General features: G+C 69.4%; 24 protein-coding genes. 13 read left to right on the forward strand and 11 right to left on the reverse strand.

Features of this window, described 5'->3' with window-relative positions; genetic code table 11:
• The coding region (locus tag A37W_RS23395; RefSeq protein ID WP_254656009.1) for a GTP-binding protein at nucleotides 1–179 on the reverse strand (179 nt) is incomplete at its 3' end.
• Between the two features lie 181 nt (nucleotides 180–360).
• On the opposite strand from A37W_RS23395, the gene A37W_RS0114265 reads away from it, so the two are divergent.
• Nucleotides 361–801, forward strand: coding sequence for a hypothetical protein (locus A37W_RS0114265; protein WP_018303717.1), 441 nt, complete (start codon nucleotides 361–363; stop codon nucleotides 799–801).
• A 16-nt stretch (nucleotides 802–817) separates the two neighbouring features.
• Here A37W_RS0114265 and A37W_RS0114270 read toward each other — a convergent pair whose 3' ends face one another.
• Complete coding sequence (locus A37W_RS0114270; protein WP_018303718.1) at nucleotides 818–3298, reverse strand: DNA topoisomerase IV subunit A; 2481 nt, start codon at nucleotides 3296–3298, stop codon at nucleotides 818–820.
• Between the two features lie 144 nt (nucleotides 3299–3442).
• Between A37W_RS0114270 and A37W_RS22045 the strand changes: the two genes are divergently transcribed.
• The 4 genes from A37W_RS22045 (at nucleotide 3443) to A37W_RS0114290 (ending at nucleotide 5730) form a co-directional block, all read left to right on the forward strand.
• Nucleotides 3443–4000 carry an SH3 domain-containing protein gene (locus tag A37W_RS22045; RefSeq protein ID WP_018303719.1) on the forward strand — a complete coding sequence of 186 codons (558 nt, stop codon included), beginning with the start codon at nucleotides 3443–3445 and terminating at the stop codon, nucleotides 3998–4000.
• Nucleotides 4001–4061: 61 nt separating this feature from the next.
• On the forward strand, nucleotides 4062–4889 hold the full coding sequence (locus A37W_RS0114280) for an SDR family NAD(P)-dependent oxidoreductase (RefSeq protein ID WP_018303720.1): 828 nt from the start codon (nucleotides 4062–4064) through the stop codon (nucleotides 4887–4889).
• Between the two features lie 57 nt (nucleotides 4890–4946).
• Entirely contained in the window at nucleotides 4947–5150 is a 204-nt protein-coding gene (locus tag A37W_RS0114285; RefSeq protein WP_018303721.1) for a twin transmembrane helix small protein, read from the forward strand.
• A gap of 1 nt (nucleotide 5151) precedes the next feature.
• Nucleotides 5152–5730 (forward strand): cob(I)yrinic acid a,c-diamide adenosyltransferase, encoded by a 579-nt coding sequence (locus tag A37W_RS0114290; protein WP_018303722.1) that lies wholly within the window; start codon nucleotides 5152–5154, stop codon nucleotides 5728–5730.
• Nucleotides 5731–6023: 293 nt separating this feature from the next.
• Here A37W_RS0114290 and rnhA read toward each other — a convergent pair whose 3' ends face one another.
• The 6 genes from rnhA to A37W_RS0114320 form a co-directional block, all read right to left on the reverse strand.
• Nucleotides 6024–6482, reverse strand: a complete 459-nt coding sequence (gene rnhA, locus A37W_RS0114295) for a ribonuclease HI (RefSeq protein WP_018303723.1) — start codon at nucleotides 6480–6482, stop codon at nucleotides 6024–6026.
• On the reverse strand, nucleotides 6482–6934 hold the full coding sequence (locus A37W_RS0114300) for a DUF3429 domain-containing protein (RefSeq protein WP_018303724.1): 453 nt from the start codon (nucleotides 6932–6934) through the stop codon (nucleotides 6482–6484). The genes rnhA and A37W_RS0114300 overlap by 1 nt, the downstream gene beginning before the upstream one ends.
• Nucleotides 6931–7542: a LysE family translocator gene (locus tag A37W_RS0114305; RefSeq protein ID WP_018303725.1), complete on the reverse strand. Its 612-nt coding sequence runs from the start codon at nucleotides 7540–7542 to the stop codon at nucleotides 6931–6933. Before A37W_RS0114305 ends, A37W_RS0114300 begins: the two co-directional genes overlap by 4 nt.
• Nucleotides 7543–7585: 43 nt before the next feature.
• Nucleotides 7586–8539, reverse strand: coding sequence for a 4-hydroxy-3-methylbut-2-enyl diphosphate reductase (ispH, locus tag A37W_RS0114310; protein WP_018303726.1), 954 nt, complete (start codon nucleotides 8537–8539; stop codon nucleotides 7586–7588).
• Between the two features lie 44 nt (nucleotides 8540–8583).
• Entirely contained in the window at nucleotides 8584–9267 is a 684-nt protein-coding gene (locus A37W_RS0114315) for a hypothetical protein (protein ID WP_156169340.1), read from the reverse strand.
• A 143-nt stretch (nucleotides 9268–9410) separates the two neighbouring features.
• The gene (locus A37W_RS0114320; protein WP_018303728.1) at nucleotides 9411–9992 is read right to left on the reverse strand and encodes a LabA-like NYN domain-containing protein; all 582 of its coding nucleotides are present in this window, start codon (nucleotides 9990–9992) and stop codon (nucleotides 9411–9413) included.
• 74 nt (nucleotides 9993–10066) lie between these two features.
• Between A37W_RS0114320 and folK the strand changes: the two genes are divergently transcribed.
• The 8 genes from folK to acpS all read left to right on the forward strand — a co-directional run bounded on the left by folK (nucleotide 10067) and on the right by acpS (nucleotide 16310).
• A complete protein-coding gene (gene folK, locus A37W_RS0114325; RefSeq protein ID WP_081617147.1) occupies nucleotides 10067–10687 on the forward strand; it encodes a 2-amino-4-hydroxy-6-hydroxymethyldihydropteridine diphosphokinase in 621 nt (206 codons plus the stop codon).
• 81 nt (nucleotides 10688–10768) lie between these two features.
• Complete coding sequence (gene rpoZ, locus A37W_RS0114330; RefSeq protein WP_018303730.1) at nucleotides 10769–11122, forward strand: DNA-directed RNA polymerase subunit omega; 354 nt, start codon at nucleotides 10769–10771, stop codon at nucleotides 11120–11122.
• A 49-nt stretch (nucleotides 11123–11171) separates the two neighbouring features.
• Nucleotides 11172–13310: a RelA/SpoT family protein gene (locus A37W_RS0114335; RefSeq protein ID WP_018303731.1), complete on the forward strand. Its 2139-nt coding sequence runs from the start codon at nucleotides 11172–11174 to the stop codon at nucleotides 13308–13310.
• Nucleotides 13311–13328: 18 nt separating this feature from the next.
• On the forward strand, nucleotides 13329–13985 hold the full coding sequence (locus A37W_RS0114340) for a DUF2062 domain-containing protein (RefSeq protein WP_018303732.1): 657 nt from the start codon (nucleotides 13329–13331) through the stop codon (nucleotides 13983–13985).
• A gap of 106 nt (nucleotides 13986–14091) precedes the next feature.
• Complete coding sequence (locus tag A37W_RS0114345) at nucleotides 14092–14835, forward strand: pyridoxine 5'-phosphate synthase (protein ID WP_018303733.1); 744 nt, start codon at nucleotides 14092–14094, stop codon at nucleotides 14833–14835.
• Between the two features lie 28 nt (nucleotides 14836–14863).
• On the forward strand, nucleotides 14864–15298 hold the full coding sequence (locus A37W_RS0114350) for a hypothetical protein (RefSeq protein ID WP_018303734.1): 435 nt from the start codon (nucleotides 14864–14866) through the stop codon (nucleotides 15296–15298).
• The gene (locus A37W_RS0114355) at nucleotides 15295–15702 is read left to right on the forward strand and encodes a hypothetical protein (RefSeq protein ID WP_018303735.1); all 408 of its coding nucleotides are present in this window, start codon (nucleotides 15295–15297) and stop codon (nucleotides 15700–15702) included. The genes A37W_RS0114350 and A37W_RS0114355 overlap by 4 nt, the downstream gene beginning before the upstream one ends.
• A gap of 206 nt (nucleotides 15703–15908) precedes the next feature.
• A complete protein-coding gene (acpS, locus tag A37W_RS0114360; RefSeq protein ID WP_018303736.1) occupies nucleotides 15909–16310 on the forward strand; it encodes a holo-ACP synthase in 402 nt (133 codons plus the stop codon).
• Between the two features lie 115 nt (nucleotides 16311–16425).
• Here the strand turns inward: acpS and A37W_RS0114365 are convergent, their stop codons facing one another.
• The 3 genes from A37W_RS0114365 to A37W_RS22925 are packed head-to-tail and all read right to left on the reverse strand — an operon-like array spanning nucleotide 16426 to nucleotide 18233.
• Nucleotides 16426–16800, reverse strand: coding sequence for an Hpt domain-containing protein (locus A37W_RS0114365; protein ID WP_018303737.1), 375 nt, complete (start codon nucleotides 16798–16800; stop codon nucleotides 16426–16428).
• A gap of 55 nt (nucleotides 16801–16855) precedes the next feature.
• A complete protein-coding gene (locus tag A37W_RS0114370) occupies nucleotides 16856–17263 on the reverse strand; it encodes a response regulator (protein WP_018303738.1) in 408 nt (135 codons plus the stop codon).
• Nucleotides 17264–17312: 49 nt separating this feature from the next.
• On the reverse strand, nucleotides 17313–18233 hold the full coding sequence (locus A37W_RS22925; RefSeq protein ID WP_018303739.1) for a response regulator: 921 nt from the start codon (nucleotides 18231–18233) through the stop codon (nucleotides 17313–17315).
• Nucleotides 18234–18445: the final 212 nt, after the last annotated feature.

Raw genomic sequence — 18445 nt, forward strand, 5'->3', positions numbered from 1 at the left:
GTCGAGATCGTGATCCCGCGCGCCTTCTCCTCCGGCGCGCCGTCGATCTGGTCGTACGCCCGGAACTCGCCGAAATACTTCGTGATCGCCGCCGTCAGCGTCGTCTTGCCGTGGTCCACGTGACCGATCGTCCCGATGTTCACGTGCGGTTTGTTGCGTTCGAACTTTGCCTTGGCCATGTGCCTTCAGCCTCTTGTGGTTCTGGGGTCCGAGGACGGCCCGGTTTCGGATCGCGGGCGATGTATTTTGTCGCGGGAGGGAAATCAAGCCGCTCTCGCCGCCGGCACCGCCCGGCGCTTGACGGAGCGTCGCCCGCGGCTCCTAGTGGCGGGACCGTCCTCCGCGCGAAAGCTTCGCCCCATGACCCGCCCCGCCCTTTTCGCCGCCACCGCCCTCGGCCTCGCCGGCGCCGCATCGGCGCAAGGCGACCGCATCGACCTCGCCCTCGACTATTCGCCGGCGGCCGCCGCCCGGCTCGCCGCCCTGGGCGAGAGGGTGACCGTCGCCGCCTGGTGGTACGGCGAGCCCGCATCCGCGGACGTGCCGGTGGACGAGATCGGGCAGGTCCAGCTGGCGTCCTCGACGACAATCGTGGATCCCCGGCCGCTGACCGTCGCGTTGCCCGCCGTGCCGGACGGTGCGGACGTGGCGTCCGTCCTCGCGCCGCGGCTGCTGGACAACGTCTACTCCGCGCGCGAGGGCGATCCCGACAACATCCTCCACTGCGACCTGGTGGAGGACGCCGTGGCCGACCTCGCCGGCCGCACCCTGCCGGTGATCTGCCAGCTGATCGGCGAATAGGCCGGCGGCCCGCCCTTCAGTCGAACCGGTAGCTCTTGGGGAAGCCGTGGGGCGGACGCTTGCCCACCCCGGCGCGCGGACCCAGCCAGTCGGCGATGTTCGTTTCCGTCCGCGTCTTGCCGCCGCCCATCGTCCAGGAAAGCCCGTCCGCGAGGTCGAACGTCGTGATGTCGCTGAGACCGCCGTCCAGCTCCAGCGTGCCCTGCTTGCCGCGGGCGAGGTTGTACTTCTGCAGCCGCACGCCCTTGCCCCGGCCCATCTCGGGCAGGTCTGCGACGGGGAACACCAGCAGCTTGCCGTTCTGGCTGACGATCGCGACGTGATCGCCGGCGATCCTCTTGCACGCGACGGCCGCGACGCCATCCTTCGCGTTCAGCACCTGCTTGCCGGCGCGGGTCTGCGCCACGACCTCGTCCTCGGGCACCACGAACCCGTCGCCGGCGGAGGAGGCGACGAGCAGTTTGCCGCCCGGCCGGTAGGGCATCATCGCGACGATCTGCGCCTCGTTCGGCAGGTCGATCATCAGGCGCAGCGGCTCTCCCATGCCGCGCCCGCCCGGCAGGGTCGAGGCCTGGACGGTGTAGAGGCGCCCGTTCGAGCCGAAGACGAGGATCCGGTCCGTCGTCTCGGCGTGAAAGACGAAGCGCCCCTTGTCGCCGTCCTTGAACTTCATCTCGCTGTCGAGCGCGACGTGCCCGCGCAGCGCCCGCACCCAGCCCATCTCGGAGCAGACGATGGTGACCGGCTCGCGCTCGATCATCGCCTCGAGGGGGACCTCCTCGATCACCTGCGCCTCGGCGAAGGCGGTGCGGCGGGCGCCGCCGGGGGCGTCCTTGCCGAACGCCTTGCGCACGTCGCGCAGCTGCGCGGCGATCTGCTTCCATTGCAGCGCCTCGTCGTCGAGCAGATCCTCGAGGCCCGCCCGCTCCTCCATCAGCGCGTCCCGCTCCTTCACCAGCGCCTCTTCCTCGAGGCGCCGCAGGCTGCGCAGGCGCATGTTCAGGATCGCCTCGGCCTGCACGTCGGACAGGCCGTTCTCCCGCCCGGCGAAGGTCCGGGGCATCCCCTCGGGCGCATCCTCGGCCAGCACGCCGGTCGGCAGCGCGTCCGGATCGTGCACCAGCGTCAGCGCGCCCGTGTCCACGCCGACGAGCGGCGAGACGTAGTCCGCCTCGCGCATCGCGCGGGACAACGTGTCCTGGTGCGGCCGCGACCAGTCCTCGTACATCAGCGCGGCCTTGGGGTCGTCGTCGTAGCGGATGATCTCGATCACCCGGTCGAGGTTCAGGAACGCGGTGATGAGGCCGGTCAGCACCTCCAGCCGGTGGTCGATCCTGGCCATCCGGTGCCGCGAGCGGCGCAGCAGCACCTCGCGCCGGTGGTCGAGGAAGGCGCGCAGCACCTCCTTCAGCGAGCAGACCTTCGGGGTCAGCCCGTCGATCAGCACGTTCATGTTCAGCGAGAAGCGGATTTCCAGGTCCGAGTTCCGGAACAGCATGCCCATGAGCATGTCCGGCTCCACCGTCCGCGCCCTGGGCTCCAGCACGATGCGCACGTCCTCCGCGCTCTCGTCGCGCACGTCGGCCAGCAGCGGCACCTTCTTGAGCTGGATGATCTCGGCGAGCCGCTCGATCAGCTTGGACTTCGGGACCTGGTAGGGGATCTCGGTGACGACGATCTGCCATGTGCCGCGGCCCAGATCCTCCACCTCCCACTTCGCGCGCAGGCGGAAGGCGCCGCGCCCGGTGCGATAGGTCTCGGCCATCGAGGCGGGCGGCTCGACGATGACACCGCCGGTCGGGAAGTCGGGGCCCTGGACGTAGTTCAGCAGCGTGTCGTCGCGGGCGTCGGGCGACTTGATGAGGTGCAGGCAGGCCTCGATCAGTTCGTCGATGTTGTGCGGCGGGATGTTCGTCGCCATGCCCACGGCGATCCCGGAGGAGCCGTTGGCGAGCAGGTTCGGAAACGCCGCCGGCAGCACGACCGGCTCTTCCAGCGTGCCGTCGTAGTTCGGGCGGAAGTCGACCGCGTTCTCGGCCAGTCCTTCCATCAGCGCCTCGGCGGCCGCAGTCAGGCGGGCCTCGGTGTAGCGCTCGGCCGCCGGATTGTCGCCGTCGATGTTGCCGAAATTGCCCTGACCGTCGACCAGCGGGTAGCGGACGTTGAAGTCCTGCGCGAGGCGCGCCATCGCATCGTAGATCGCCTGGTTGCCGTGCGGGTGGTAGTTCCCCATCACGTCGCCGCTGATCTTCGCCGACTTGCGGAAGCCCCCGGTGGAGGACAGGCGCAGCTCGCGCATGGCGTAGAGGATGCGCCGGTGCACCGGCTTCAGCCCGTCGCGGGCGTCCGGCAGCGCCCGATTCATGATCGTCGACAGCGCGTAGGTCAGATAGCGGTCGCCGATCGCGCGGCGCAGCGGCTCGGCCACGTCCTGCACGCCCCCCGATCCGGGCGCGCCCTCGGGGCCGATGTTGGGGTCGTCGGTCTCGCCTGGCATAGATGCTGTCTAGCGACGCGTCGGCGAGGCGGCAAGCGGATGGCGCGCCGAGCCCGCCGAAACTTTCGGCGCGGTGGGAACGCAGAATCGGTTTACCGTGTTGAAGAGGAAATCAGAGCAATCGCACGAAAAGGAGAGGGACCCGTGAGCCGCTTCGTCATCGTCTCGTTCCTGTTTCTCGGCTGGGCCTTCTTCGAACTGTCCGGAGGCACCGATTTCCGACCCGAGCCCTGGCCCAAGGAACTCATCGCCTCCGCCGAAGCCGCGCCTGCGCCTGCCGCGGCGTCGTCCTCCGAGGCCATCGCCGCCGTGGTTCCATCCGAACCGCAACCGTCGGACGAGGCCATCGACCTCGCCGGCCTCGACGCCGATCCGTCCACGTCGGTCATCGAGCCCGGAGCGGGCGACCTGGCGCCGACCTTCGTCTCGCTCAGCGAGTCGCTCGACGGCTCGCCCCTGACCGGAGGCGCGGCCGACATGGCGCCGACTGAAGTCGCGGCGGCGGCCGTCGACGTCCGCATCGTCGACGCGAACCGCCTGAACGTCCGCTCCGGCCCCTCCACGGGCGACGGCGTGGTCGGCCAGCTGACCCGCGGCGAGGAAGTGACCCTCGTCTCGTCAAACGGCAGCGGCTGGGCGCTTGTCCGGCTGGAAGGAGACGGGCTCGAGGGCTGGGTCGCGGACCGCTTCCTCACGCAGTGATGCCTTGCCCCCCGGCCGCGGCTGCCGCATCACGGCGCGGCACCGCGACCGGGAGTTCCGCATGGCGCCACGCAGCATTCTCATCACCGGCTGTTCCTCGGGCATCGGCCTCGACGCCGCGCGCACGCTGAAGGCGCGCGGCTGGCGCGTCTTCGCCGCCTGCCGCAGCGAAGTCGACCGCGCCGCCCGCCGCGCCGAGGGGATGGAGGCGCCGCGGATCGACCACCACGATCCTGCCTCGATCGACGCGGCCGTCGCCGAGGTGCTGGAGGCGACCGGCGGCACCCTCGACGCCCTCTTCAACAACGGCGCCCATGCCTGCCCGGGCGCGGTCGAGGACCTCCCCCGCGGCGCGCTCGAGGACATCTTCTCCGCCAACCTGTTCGGCCCGCACCAGCTCACCCGGGCCGTCCTGCCCGCGATGCGGGCTCAGGGTCACGGCCGGATCGTCAACTGCTCCTCCGTCCTCGGCATCGTCGCGCGCAAGTGGCGGGGCGCCTACGTCTCCACCAAGTTCGCGATGGAGGGACTGACGGACGTCCTGCGGATGGAGATGGCGGGCACCGGCATCCACGTCGCGCTGATCGAGCCCGGCTCGATCACCACGAGGATCCGCGCCAATTCCATCCCCCACTTCGAGCGCTGGGTCGACTGGCGCGCCTCGGCCCGGCGCGAGGAATACGAGACGCTGCTGCACCGCCTGTACGAGGAAGGCGGCCCCGATCGGTTCGAACTGCCGCCCTCGGCGGTGACGGAGAAGCTGATCCACGCGATCGAGAGCCCCCGGCCCCGCCCCCGCTACGCCGTGACGATTCCGGCCCACGGCGCGGGCGTCCTGAAGCGCGCGCTTTCGACGCGCCTGCTCGACCGGATCCTGGGGGCGAGCTGACTTGCCGCCCGGGGCGGACCTGCTATCTCGGGCGGCAACCTTGGACGGGAACGGCACATGCGGGACGATCCGCTCTTCTGGGTAGTCATGGTCGCGGTCCTCGCCGTCGCGGGGATCCTGCTCTTCGGCGTCGGCACCTTCGGTGTGGGCGGCGAGTTCAACCGTCGCAACGCGAACCGCATCATGCGCTGGCGCATCGGCGCCCAGGCGGTGGCGGTGGCGCTGATCCTGCTGTTCGTCTGGCTGCGCCGCGGAGGCTGACATGGTCGTCCTGAACAGGATTTACACCCGAACCGGCGACAAGGGCGACACCGCCCTCGGCAACGGCGCTCGGGTCCCGAAACACGCGCTCCGGGTCGAGAGCTACGGCACCGTGGACGAGCTGAACGCCACGCTCGGCCTCGCGCGCCTGCATGCGGAGGGCGAGACCGACGCCCGCCTCGCCGCGATCCAGAACGACCTGTTCGACCTCGGCGCCGACCTCTGCCGCCCGGACATGGACCGCGACGGCGAGGCCGGTCACCCGGTGCTGCGGATGACCGACGGCCAGACCGACCGGCTCGAGCGCGAGATCGACGCGATGACGAAGGTGCTGGACCCGCTGCGCAGCTTCATCCTGCCCGGCGGCTCCGCCCTGTCGGCGCACCTGCACCTGGCGCGCACCGTCGCCCGCCGGGCCGAGCGGATGGCGACGCACCTCGCCGAGGCCGAGGACGTGAACCCCGCCGCGATCCGCTACCTCAACCGCCTCAGCGACTGGCTGTTCTGCGCCGCCCGGATGGCGAACGACGGGGGCCGCGCCGACGTCCTGTGGGTTCCCGGCGCTACGCGCGGGGACTGAGCGCCTTCTTCGCGATTCGGCGGAGGGTCAAGAACGCCGCAGGCGCCGGCGAAGCCGGGTATCCTTGAGGGTGAGGAGGATCAGAAATCGCTCCAGTGGAGCGACTTCTCTCCGAACGCGAATCGCACGAACCATCGAACAGGCGCGTTCAGGGCACACCTGCCCCTGAACCGCCTCCCCAGCAGAGATCCCGACGTCGCAGCCTGTCCCCTTCTCGGGGCGAGGGCGTGCGAAGCAGGGGACGGCGGGCGGGGCGGTGCGCCGCCGCAGGCGCGCGCGAGCGTCGTCCGCCGTCAGCGCTTGGGCTTGAACGGCGCCATTCCCGCCCGGGCCAGCGCGTCCGCCCGCTCGTTTTCGGGATGGCCGGCATGGCCCTTGATCCATTCCCAGCGCACCCGGTGCCGCCCCGCGGCCTCCTCCAGCCGCCGCCACAGATCCTCGTTTTTCACCGGCTTGCCGGTCGAGGTGCGCCAGCCCTTGCGCTTCCAGCCGGCGATCCACTCGGTGATCCCGCCCTTCACGTAGGCGCTGTCGGTGACGACGGTGATCGCCGCCGCCCGGTCCAGCGCCTCCAGCGCCGAGATCGCCGCCATCAGCTCCATCCGGTTGTTCGTGGTCTGCGCCTCGCCGCCCGACAGCTCCCTCTCGCGCACCACCGCCTCGCCGTCGCGGGCGATCAGCAGGGCGCCCCAGCCGCCCGGCCCCGGATTGCCGGAACAGGCGCCGTCCGTGTAGGCGTAGAGCTCCGCCATCAGCCGAACGCCACCGGCAGCAGGCACAGGACGACCACCGCCGTCAGCAGCACCCGCAGCGTCATCCACCAGCGCGGCGCAAGGCCCCAGCGGGCGAACTGCCAGTCGAGGAGCAGCAGGCCGAGGAACCCGAAGATCAGGTTCATCGCCGCCGAGACCGGCCCGGCACCAACCATGAAGAACGCCCAGAGTGCCGGGATCACGGACAGGGCGTAGCCGACCGCCGCCTGCCGCCCCTCGGCCTTCGTGGCGAAGCCCCAGAGGACGCCCGACATGAAGGCGAGGATCACCGTGCCGTAGGACAGCTGCACGTAGGGACCGGCGAAGCGCGGGCCGACGGCGCGGGCGGTCCACATCGCCAGATCAGGCCACAGCACGCAGGCCGCACCCCAGAGGAACGGCAGCAGCCCGGCGAGGCCGAGCGCCAGCGGGGCGGCGGGGATGGACCTCACGCCCGGGCCAGCGCCAGCCGCCCGGCGAGGAGGGCGAAGACCGCCGCGAACGAGCGGTTGAGCCACGCCATCGCCCGCTCGGACGCCAGCAGGCGGCCGCGCAGCGCGTCCGCGAACAGGGCGTAGACGAGAAAGGTCGCCGCGGTCATGCCCATGAAGACGCCGCCGAGCGCCAGCATCTCGGCCGTCGCCGTGGCCGGCTCGCCCGACAGGAACGGCGGCAGCAGGGCGAGGAAGAAGACCGACAGCTTGGGGTTCAGCACGTTCAGCAGGACGCCGCGCCACGCGATCCGCCAGCCGGCCTCCGCCCGCGCCTCCGGCTGCACCGCCAGCGCCCCGCCGCCCGTCAGCGCGCCCCAGGCCATCCAGGCGAGGTAGGCGACGCCGGCCCATTTCACGACGGCGAAGGCCAGCGCCGAGGCATGGAGCACCGCCGCCAGCCCCAGCACCGCGGCGAGCAGCGCCGGCACGATCCCGAGGGTGCAGCCGAGCACGGCCCACATCGCCGCGCCCCGGCCCCGGCCGAGCGCGACGGCCAGCGTGTAGACGACGCCGGTGCCCGGGATCAGGCACACGACGAGCGAGGTCAGGAGGAACTGGAGCGTCATGGCCGCACCCTGCCCGGCCGGGGCCGGGCGTCAAGGGCGGACGTCACGCCGGCTCGCGCAGGACGCGCGGGACCTTGAACTCGACCCGCTCCACCGCGGTCTCGACCAGCCTGACCGTCACGTCGAACCGGGCGCGGAAGGCGTCGACCACCTCCTCGACCAGCACCTCGGGCGCCGAGGCGCCGGCGGTCAGCCCGACCGATCGGACGTCGCCCAGCGCCCGCCAGTCGATGTCGGCGGCGCGCTGGATCAGCTGCGCATAGGCACAGCCGGCCTTCGCCGCCACCTCGACCAGCCGCTTCGAATTGGAGGAGTTCGGCGCGCCGACGACCAGCAGCGCCTCGCAGTCCGGCGCCATCGCCTTGACCGCGCCCTGCCGGTTGGTGGTGGCGTAGCAGATGTCCTCGCGGTGCGGCCCCTCGATGCCCGGAAACCGCGCCTGCAGCGCGGCGACGATGTCGGCGGTGTCGTCCACCGACAGCGTGGTCTGGGTCACGAAGGCGAGCCGGTCCGGGTCGCGCACCTCCAGTTGGCCCACGTCCGCCACCGTCTCGACCAGCAGCACCTCGCCCGGCGGGAGCTGGCCCATCGTGCCCAGCGTCTCGGGGTGGCCGGCATGGCCGATCATGACGAGCTGCCGCCCCTCCTCGAAGTGGCGGCCGGCCTCGATGTGGACTTTCGTGACGAGGGGACAGGTCGCGTCGACGTGGATCATTTCGCGCCGCGACGCCTCGGCCGGCACCGCCTTCGGCACGCCGTGGGCGGAGAAGACGACGGGGCGGTCCGGCGGGCACTCGTCGAGTTCCTCGACGAAGACGGCGCCCTTGGCGCGCAGGTCGTCGACGACGTAGCGGTTGTGCACGATCTCGTGCCGCACGTAGACCGGCGCGCCCCATTTCGAGAGCGCCAGCTCCACGATCTTGATCGCGCGATCGACGCCGGCGCAGAACCCGCGCGGCGCGGCGAGGTGGAGAGTGAGGGGGTTAAGATCGGTCATCGACACCCGAGTTAAGCAACGGAGGGAGCAGCGTCCAGACCATGTCAGTCCTCGCTGTCTCCCCGTTCGGTGTAGTTGATGGCCGCCCACATGAACGAGTGAATGTCCACGTTGTCTTGGGGCTTCAGGTCGTCCACCGCCTTCCGAGTCTGCGAGACCAGATCGAGGAGCGCCGCGTAAGTCGCAGGATTGGGCGTGCTTTCGTACTCGTAGACGAAGGCATGACCCACCCGCCGCGCAAACTCTAAGGTAAAAACCGGCTTCAGATAGAAGTGGGCGTCTGGCCGCCATAGGAAGGGGAGGTAGGTCAACGCGGTCCACTTGCACAACCCGGCGTCACGAAAGCGGACCAAACCACTGCAGGCTGCAGAGACGTCGCCGTGAGCCAGCGCTTCCGACAGCGACAGGAACCGAACGGCGTCGCTGCTCCGAAGGACATCGGCAAGCTTCGCTTTGGTGTACGGGTCGACCAGGTTCGTGGCCTGGAAAAGCCTCAGCGCCGTCTGACCCGGCGCCCCCACCTCTCTCCACCTATTCAACGGAAGCTCGGACCGTGCCCGCTCTATCGCGGCTCGCTTGTAGGCCGCCTCTCCCGACCTCCGATCTCCGATGTATGCAGGATCGGAGAATCCAGCCGGAAAGAGGGCCAGGAACCGCTGAAGCGCTCCCGGGTATCCGAAGAATGCGGGGGCGCTCTCGCCAACAGCGGCCTGGAGTCGCTCGATCAACTCTCGCTCGGAAGCGGCGGTGTATCTTCGTGAACTCTCTCCAACGACGATCCCCTGCCAGGATCCGTCGGCAAGGCACGCGAGCCTGAACTCGCGATCACCCCAACGGACGGACCTGGTCCTGGCCGGCACCGATAGCGCCCTCAGTCCTCCGAGTCCGCCGACTGGCGCACGTCCTCGCGCTCGATCCGCGGCTCGCGCGGCGGGCGACCGATGACCTCCTTGAGATCGTCCAGTTCGATGAAGTTGTCGGCCTGGCGGCGCAGCTCGTCGGCAATCATCGGCGGCTGGCTGCGGATCGTCGAGACGACCGAGACCCGCACTCCCTTGCGCTGCAGGGCGTCGACCAGCGGCTTGAAGTCGCCGTCGCCGGAGAACAGGACGATGTGATCCACGTGCTGGGCGGTTTCGAGCGCGTCGACCGTCAGCTCGATGTCCATGTTGCCCTTGACCTTACGGCGGCCCTGGCTGTCGGTGTATTCCTTGGCCGGCTTCGTCACCATTGAGAAGCCGTTGTAATGCAGCCAGTCCACCAGCGGGCGGATCGGAGAATACTCGTCGTTCTCCAGAAGGGCCGTGTAGTAGAAGGCGCGGAGCAGCTTGCCCCGACGCATGAATTCCTGCCGAAGCAGCTTGTAATCGATGTCGAACCCGAGTGATTTCGCGGCCGCATAGAGATTCGAGCCATCGATGAAGAGCGCGAGGCGCTCATCCCGATAAAACATCTAAAACATCCTTCCTGGGCGCCCGGGGAGTGAGTGGAGTTCCGAACGCGCCTTCTATGTAAAGGGATGGTGACATGGTGCAAGGTTCCGGGCAAGCGGGGGACGCGACGTCGCCTCGCAGGACGGCCCTCATCGCGCTAGGTAGCAATATCGACAGCCGCGACGGAAGGCCATTGGACACGCTGCGCAAGGCGACCGGCGAAGTCTCGTCGCAACTCCACGCGGATCCGGCGGATATCCGCCACGCCCGGTTCTACAGGACTCCGGCCTATCCGGCCGGCAGCGGTCCCGACTTCGTCAACTCCGCCATGGCGGTCGTCACGCGGCACTCGGCGGGCCGCATCCTCTCCGTGCTTCACGGGGTGGAGGCGGCGTTCGGGCGCGTCCGGGCCGGGCGCTGGGGCGCGCGGACGCTCGACCTCGACCTCCTGGCGGTGGACGGCGAAGTCGCGCCCGACGCCGCGACCCTGCGCCGCTGGATCGACCTTCCACCCGAGCGTCAGCGGACCGAGACTCCGGACCGGCTTCTCCTGCCGCATCCGCGGATGCAGGACCGCGCCTTCGTCCTGGTGCCGCTGGCGGACGTCGCGCCCGACTGGACGCATCCCCTGCTGGGGCTGACCGTGGCGCAGATGCTGGCGCGGCAGCCGGCCGCCGATCGCGACGCCGTGGTGGCGCTGCCCCCGGAAACCTGAGCAAATCAACTTGTCAATCCCCGACGACCTCCTTATGTGGGGGGCTTCCGACCTGCCCTCCCCGAAGAACCGGAGTAGCCAATGGCCCGCGTTACCGTCGAAGATTGCGTCGACAAGGTCCCGAACAGGTTCGAGCTTGTCCTGCTCGCCTCGCACCGGGCCCGGGAGATCGCGTCCGGCGGTCATCCCACGGTTCCGCGCGACAACGACAAAAACCCCGTCGTCGCCCTGCGCGAGATCGCCGAGGAGACGCAGCAGGCCGACGACCTGCGCGAGCGGATGATCGAGGCGAACCAGACCCAGATCGAGGTCGACGAGCCGGAAGAGGACCAGATGGCCCTCCTCATGGGCGCCGAACAGGACAAGCCGGCCCAGGACGACATGACGGAGGAGAACCTCCTGCGTCAGCTGATGGAAGCGCAGGGCCAGCGCTGAGCGGCCCGACCGGGGGCGCCGCGCGCGCCCCCTTCGGAGTGCGGACCGGATGACGACCGCCTGTGACCTCATCAGCCTGGTCCGCACCTACAACCCCCGCACCAACGAGGCGCTGATCCGCGACGCCTACGCGTTCGGCGCCCGCATGCACGAGGGCCAGTTCCGCCACTCGGGCGAGCCCTACTTCACGCATCCGGTCGCCGTGGCCGCCATCCTGGCCGAGCAGCAGATGGACGACGGCACGCTCGTCACCGCGCTGCTGCACGACACGATCGAGGACACCAAGGCCAGCTTCGCCGAGATCGAGGCCCGCTTCGGCGCCGAGATCGCCGGCCTCGTCGACGGCGTGACCAAGCTGACGAACCTGCAGCTCGCCTCGACCGAGACCAAGCAGGCCGAGAACTTCCGCAAGCTCTTCATGGCGACGTCGCGCGACCTGCGGGTCACGCTCGTCAAGCTGGCCGACCGTCTGCACAACATGCGGACGATCAAGTCGATGCGGCCCGAGAAGCAGGCCCAGAAGGCCCGCGAGACGATGGACATCTACGCCCCGCTCGCCGGGCGGATGGGCATGCAGTGGATGCGCGAGGAGCTCGAGGACCTCGCCTTCAAGGTGCTGAACCCCGAGGCGCGCTCGTCCATCATGCGCCGCTTCGTGATGCTCCAGCGCGAGACCGGCGACGTGATCCAGAAGATCACCACCGACATGCGGGGCGAGCTGGGCAATGCCGGCATTCCGGCCGAGGTCTACGGCCGCGCCAAGAAGCCCTACTCGATCTGGCGCAAGATGCAGGAGAAGGGCCAAGGCTTCTCGCGCCTGTCCGATATCTACGGCTTCCGCGTCATCGCGACGACGGAGGAGGACTGCTACCGCGTCCTCGGCGTGATCCACCGCAGGTGGAAGCTCGTTCCGGGCCGGTTCAAGGACTACATCTCCAACCCCAAGTCGAACGGCTACCGCTCGCTGCACACCACCGTCTCGGGCCGCGACGGCAAGCGGGTCGAGGTGCAGATCCGCACCCGCGAGATGCATGAGGTGGCCGAGGCCGGGGTCGCCGCGCACTGGTCCTACCGCGACGGCGAGCGGGTCGAGAACCGCTTCGCCGTGGACCCGGTGAAGTGGATCGCCTCGCTGACCGAGCGGTTCGGCGAGGAGCAGGGCCACGACGAGTTCCTCGAGGCGGTGCGCCTCGAGATGTACACCGACCAGGTCTTCTGCTTCACGCCCAAGGGCGAGGTCATCAAGCTGCCCCGGGGCGCCACGCCGATCGACTTCGCCTACGCGATCCACACCCGGATCGGCCATGCCTGCGTCGGCGCCAAGGTCGACGGGATGCGGGTGCCGCTGTGGACCCGTCTCAAGAACGGCCAGTCGGTCGAGATCATCACCGCCGAGGGACAGTCGCCGCAATCTACCTGGATCGACATCGCCGTCACCGGCCGCGCCAAGACCGCGATCCGCCGCGCCCTGCGCGAGGAGGACCGCGAGCGCTTCGTCAAGCTGGGGCGCGAGCTGGCCCGCGTCGCGTTCGAGAACGTCGGCAAGCACGCCAACGAGAAGGCCCTGGCGCTGGCGGCCCGCACCCTTGGCCTGCCGGATTCGCACGAACTGCTGGCGCGCCTCGGGTCCGCGGAAGTGACCAGCCGCGAGGTGGTGCGCGCCCTCTACCCCGACCTTGCCCAGCGCAAGGGCGACGAGGTGGACGAGAAGCGCGCCGTCGTCGGCCTCGGCGACGACGTCAGCTTCCGCCGCGCGCCCTGCTGCCAGCCGGTCCCGGGCGAGCGCATCGTCGGCATCACCTTCCGCGGGCAGGGCGTCGTCGTGCACGCGATCGACTGCCCCACGCTGGCGGAGTACGAGGACCAGCCCGAGCGCTGGCTGGACCTGCGGTGGCAGGAAGGCCAGCACAAGGCCGTGAACACGGTCACCTTCGACATCACGATCAGCAATGACGCGGGCGTGCTCGGCCGCATCTGCACATTGATCGGAGAGCAGTCGGCCAATATCTCGGATCTCAGCTTCATCGACCGCAAGCCGGACTACTACCGGCTGCTGATCGACGTCGACCTGAGGGACGCCGAGCATCTGCACCGGGTCCAGACGGCGCTGGAGGCAGAAAGCAACGTGTCCTCGATCGGGCGTCACCGCGACCCGACGCGGGCGCACCAGGTGCCCGAGCGGGCCTGACGGGGAACGGGGGACCGATTGGTCTTCAAGCGCAGGGACAGACGATCGGTCGGCCGGGCGGCGCTCGAGGCGCTGTATCCGCGTGGCGGGTGGAGCCGGGCGTTCGAATACGTCAAGCACCGCCTGCGCCGCCTTCCCGATACGCCGTCCAAGATCGGCCGCGGCGTCTGGGCCGGCGTCTTCGCCGCTTGGACGCCGTTCTACGGCTTCCACTTCATCGTCGCGGCGGTGCTGGCGCGGCTGATGCGCGGCAACATCCTCGCCGCGCTGCTCGGAACCTTCTTCGGCAATCCGCTGACCTACGTGCCGATCGGGGTGGTGGCCCTGACGACGGGCCACTGGATCCTCGGCACGAGCCCCACCGGCGACATCGAGGTCGGGCTCGGCGGCAAGTTCGCGGGCGCGGGGCGTGACCTGTGGCACAACTTCCTCGCCGTCTTCACGCCCGAGACGGCGCACTGGGACCGTCTCGCCGTGTTCTACGACGAGGTGTTCCTGCCCTACCTGATCGGCGGCCTGGTCCCGGGCGTCATCGCCTCGACGGTGGTCTACTACATGATCGTGCCGCTGATCGCGGCGCACCAGAACCGCCGCAAGAAGATCCTGCGCAACCGCCTCGACAAGCTGGCGAAGGGGCCGACGCCGCCCGCTGACACGAGCGGGCCGCCGCGCTAGAACCGGCGGGCGCGAACTGCGTTCGGGACGCGCGACACCGACACCGGCGGGCGCCGATCCGCGTCCCCCGCGGGCGCTCGCCCGCCCGCCTCCGAGGAGATCAGACATGTCCCCGCCCCTGCGTCTCGGCGTAAACATCGACCATGTCGCCACCGTCCGGAACGCCCGCGGCGGCGCCTGGCCCGACCCGGTGCGCGCCGCGAAGCTGGCCGAGGAGGCGGGCGCCGACGGCATCACCGCGCACCTGCGCGAAGACCGGCGCCACATCTCGGACGCCGATATCGAGGCGCTGATGGGCGCGCTCACGCTGCCGCTGAACTTCGAGATGGCGGCCACGAACGAGATGCAGGCGATCGCGCTGCGCCATCGCCCCCACGCCGTCTGCATCGTCCCCGAGAAGCGCGAGGAGCGGACGACCGAGGGCGGGCTCGAGGTCGCGCGGGAGGAGAACCGGCTGGCCCACTTCATCGCGCCGCTGGCCGAGGCGGGCTGCCGCGTCTCGATCTTCATCGCCGCCGACCGCCCGCAGATCGAGGCGGCAGCGCGCATCGGCGCCGCGGTGGTGGAGCTGCATACCGGCGCCTACTGCGACGCCCACGCCGAGGGCCGGTTCGCCGACCGCGACGCCGAGCTGGCGCGCCTGACCGAGATGGCGGCTCTGGCCGACCAGCTGGGGCTGGAGGTCCATGCCGGCCACGGCCTGACCTACGACACGGTCGGCTCGGTCGCCGCCCTGCCGCAGGTGCGCGAGCTGAACATCGGCCACTTCCTGATCGGGGAGGCGATCTTCCGCGGCCTGCCCGACGCGATCGCGGAAATGCGCCGCTGCATGGACGAGGCCCGCGGGTGAGCCATCATCACGGCCGAGAGGAGACGCCATGAGACACGCCCTTGCCGCCCTGGTCGCGCTCGCCCCGGCCGCGCTCGCCGCGCAGCCGATGGTCCGCGACTGCGACACCCACATCGCCAACGCCCGCAACCTCGCCCGCCCCTACGACGAGGCGATCCGCGAGTTCGCGAACGGCGACGTGGTGCTGATGTCGCTGCTCATGGACGAGCCCGCCTGCTGCGGTGCGCACCTGATGGTCACCTTCCCGGACCCCTACGAAGGCTTCCAGTCCTGCCGGATCGTCACCACGGCGGACGAGATGGGCTGGGGCGCCCTCGACCTGCCGACGGCGGAGGCGTCCTACGACGCCGCAACGGGCCTCACCGTTCGGGTGCCGATCCAGGTCTTCGACGGCATGGCGTTCCAGCCGGAGAGCGTCTGGGTGACCGTGAACCGCGCCGAGGGCGAGGTGACGGCGCGATGAGGGCGCTGGCGCTGTACCTCGCCCTCGCCGCCGGCCCCGCGGCCGCGCAGGTCGCCGGCCCCTGCCCCGATCCGCTGCCGGACGGCACCGAACGCACCTTCGCCGAGGGTGCGGTCCGGGTGACGGTCGCCGCGGACGACGGCGGCCAGTCTCTCTACGTCGAGGCTGCCGGCACCTGCACCGCTGTAATTGCGGCCGAGGAGACGCCCTTCGACGTCGCCGCTCTCGCCAGCGCGCAGGAAGAGGCCCATCCGACGCGCGGCGTGACGATCAAGATGCCGGTCCGCACCCTTTTCGTCGAGGGCGGAGGGCAGGCGGTCTACGCGCTCGGCCTCACGGTCGATCCGGCCACCGGCGCGCTCACGCTGAAGCGGCTGGCGGGCGACGGGGCCCCGGCGGACTAATCCGGCCGAAGCCCGCCTCGCGCAGGCCGGGCAGCGTGCCTCCCTGCCATGCTGAACCTGATCCACGCCGTGCTCGGCCCCGCCCCAGCCCCGTCGCCCCGCGACCCGATTGATCATCCCGCGATCTCGCGTATGTCGCAAAGGGACCTAGCGGACCTGCCGCTGCCCCGCCCCGGGGCCGCGCCCGCGACCGGACGGGAGAGCGGATGATCCTCGGGATAGGCACCGACCTGTGCAACATCGAGCGGATCGAGGGCACGATCGCCCGGTTCGGCGAGCGCTTCCTGACGCGCGTCTTCACCGAGACGGAGCGCCGCAAGGCGGACCGTCGTCCGCGCACCGTGGCGGAGACCTACGCCAAGCGCTGGGCGGCCAAGGAGGCGTGCTCCAAGGCGCTGGGGACGGGCCTGCGGATGGGCATCGCCTGGCGCGACATGCAGGTCTCGAACATCCGCACCGGCCAGCCGGTGATGCACGTCACCGGCTGGGCGAAGGAGCGGCTGGACCGCATGACGCCGCCGGGCCACCGTGCCCACATCCACGTCTCGCTGACCGACGACCACCCGTGGGCCCACGCGATCGTGCTGATCGAGGCGCTGCCGGAGTAGGCGCGCCTTCACGCCCCCTCACCGCCCGTCCCGGCCTCGAACCACTGGAATCCTCATGCGGCGTAGTCGCGGCAGTGGCGGAGCATGGCGTCGAGGGTGGTGAGGAGCCAGGGACCTAAAGGCCGTGGATATCCCGCCCCGACCGCACGACGGAGCCGATGGCTTCGGCCAATCTCGCGACGGCGCCGTCGGCTGCCGCGGTCCGTCCCGCATCTCCCGGCACCGCGAGCGCACGGCCGATCGCGTCATCGACGTCTGCCGCCAAGTTTCCGAGCGCCGGAAACCCCAGAGTGCCCGACACCCCCGCAAGGCGATGTGCGATGCGTCGGGCCTGATGGTGCCTGTCCTCCCGGGCGACGTCGCAAATCTCTCCGGTGGCGAGCGAGCGGAGCTCCTGCTCCCGGAGTTCCAGGTCGGACATGAAGCGCACGCGGATCGAACTCAGGCTGTCCGAGAGCGTGTCGATGGCGGTGGTCGCGTTGGAACTCATACCCATAACCTTCTGAGACTGATATTCGATGCCATGCCGACGCAACAGGGCCGCTCTAGACGCCCTGCCCCGGCGACCGGCGCTGGAACTTTTCCCAGATCGCCGCCAGCTGATCGGCCAGCGTCATCGGATCGAAGGGCTTCGAGATCACTCCGATGGCCCCGTTGTCGAGAAGGGTACGGGTGACGTCGCCCTGGACTCGCGCCGTCATGAACACGACGGGCACCGATTCCAATCCGGATATCGCATGCAGCTGTTTCGCCGTCTCCTCGCCGTCCATGCCCGGCATCATGTAGTCCAGCAGGAACAGGTCGGGCTGGAAATCCGGCGCCTTCTGCAAGGCGTCCGGGCCGCTCTCACAGGGGCACACGGTCAGGCTTCCGACGGCTTCGAGCGCCATGCCGGCAATGACGCGGATGTCCTCGTCATCGTCGACATGAAGGACTTTCTTCAGATCCGCCATCGCTCCACCCCTTAAGGGCCTCGTTTCCAACTTCGGGTGCCGGGTCCGCTCATGTCTCGATGATGTTCTGCGCGGCGGCGCCGGACAACAGGCAGTTCCGTTCGGGGGCAGGCCGATCGATCGGGATGAAGGGTTCGGCGACAGCGATCGAAATGCGGATGCGCGCCGGTTCGCCTACGTCGGACTGCATCTTCTGCAGGATCTCGTCCGCAAGTCTGGCCATTTCGAGAACGACACGGACAGTGGACCGCTTCATCACCGCGACGAACTGACCTCCACCCGTATATGTTATCATCGGATCGACCGCTTTCAAGGCGAGAGAGATCGATTCGGCCGCGTCTGCGAGGATGGGATGGTACTCTTCCGGCGACATCGTGGATCGCAGCTCGCCGAATTCGCGGACCTGGAATTTCAGCGACATGCTGTCCATGATCATCTTCTGCGAGATGCTGCTGAGATAGTTCGTCATCGCCGGGAGGCTGATGAAGTTCTGGATGCTCCTGAACTCGATCTGGTTGTACGGTCCGCCGGACAACATGCCCTGATATCCCACGGGGGCGTCCACTTCCTTGCGCGCTTCGGCGAGGACGAGGTTCCGGTTCCGGATCATCGCCGCATCGACGAGGAGGGACCCGAGAGCGTTGAGGTTGACGGGCTTCGTCAGATAGCCGCTGGCGCCGAGCCGGAAGGCCGCATGGATGGTCGGCTGGTCCCGACGGGCGGTGACCATGATGATGACGGCGTCACGATAGCGGCGAAGCTTGCGGATCTTCTTGCCGAGTTCGATGCCGTCCATCCCGTCCATGTCGACGTCGAGAAGAAACACGTCGAACTGGTCGCGCGCTTTCAGTCGCTCCAGGGCGTCCCGGCCCGAGGTGCGCAGCGTGACGTCCTCGTATCCCAGCTCGCTCAGCGACACCGTCAGGAGCGACAGGAAGATCGGATCGTCGTCTACGAGAAGGATTTTCACGAACCGCTCGCTCCTTCGACCAGTGGAGGGAAGATCGGACGTCCGCGAGCCGCGACGCATCGGCCGGATGATCGGATCGCCGCTAGACCTCGAAAGACTGGTTGCACAGCTCTGCCCGCCTTGAACTATGGGTCGCAGGAAGACGATCCCGTTCCGGATGGTCTGAACGACGATCTAGACCTTTCTATGTTCATGAAATGGACAGACGAGGG

The sequence above is a fragment of the Wenxinia marina DSM 24838 genome (assembly GCF_000379485.1).
GTDB lineage: Bacteria > Pseudomonadota > Alphaproteobacteria > Rhodobacterales > Rhodobacteraceae > Wenxinia > Wenxinia marina.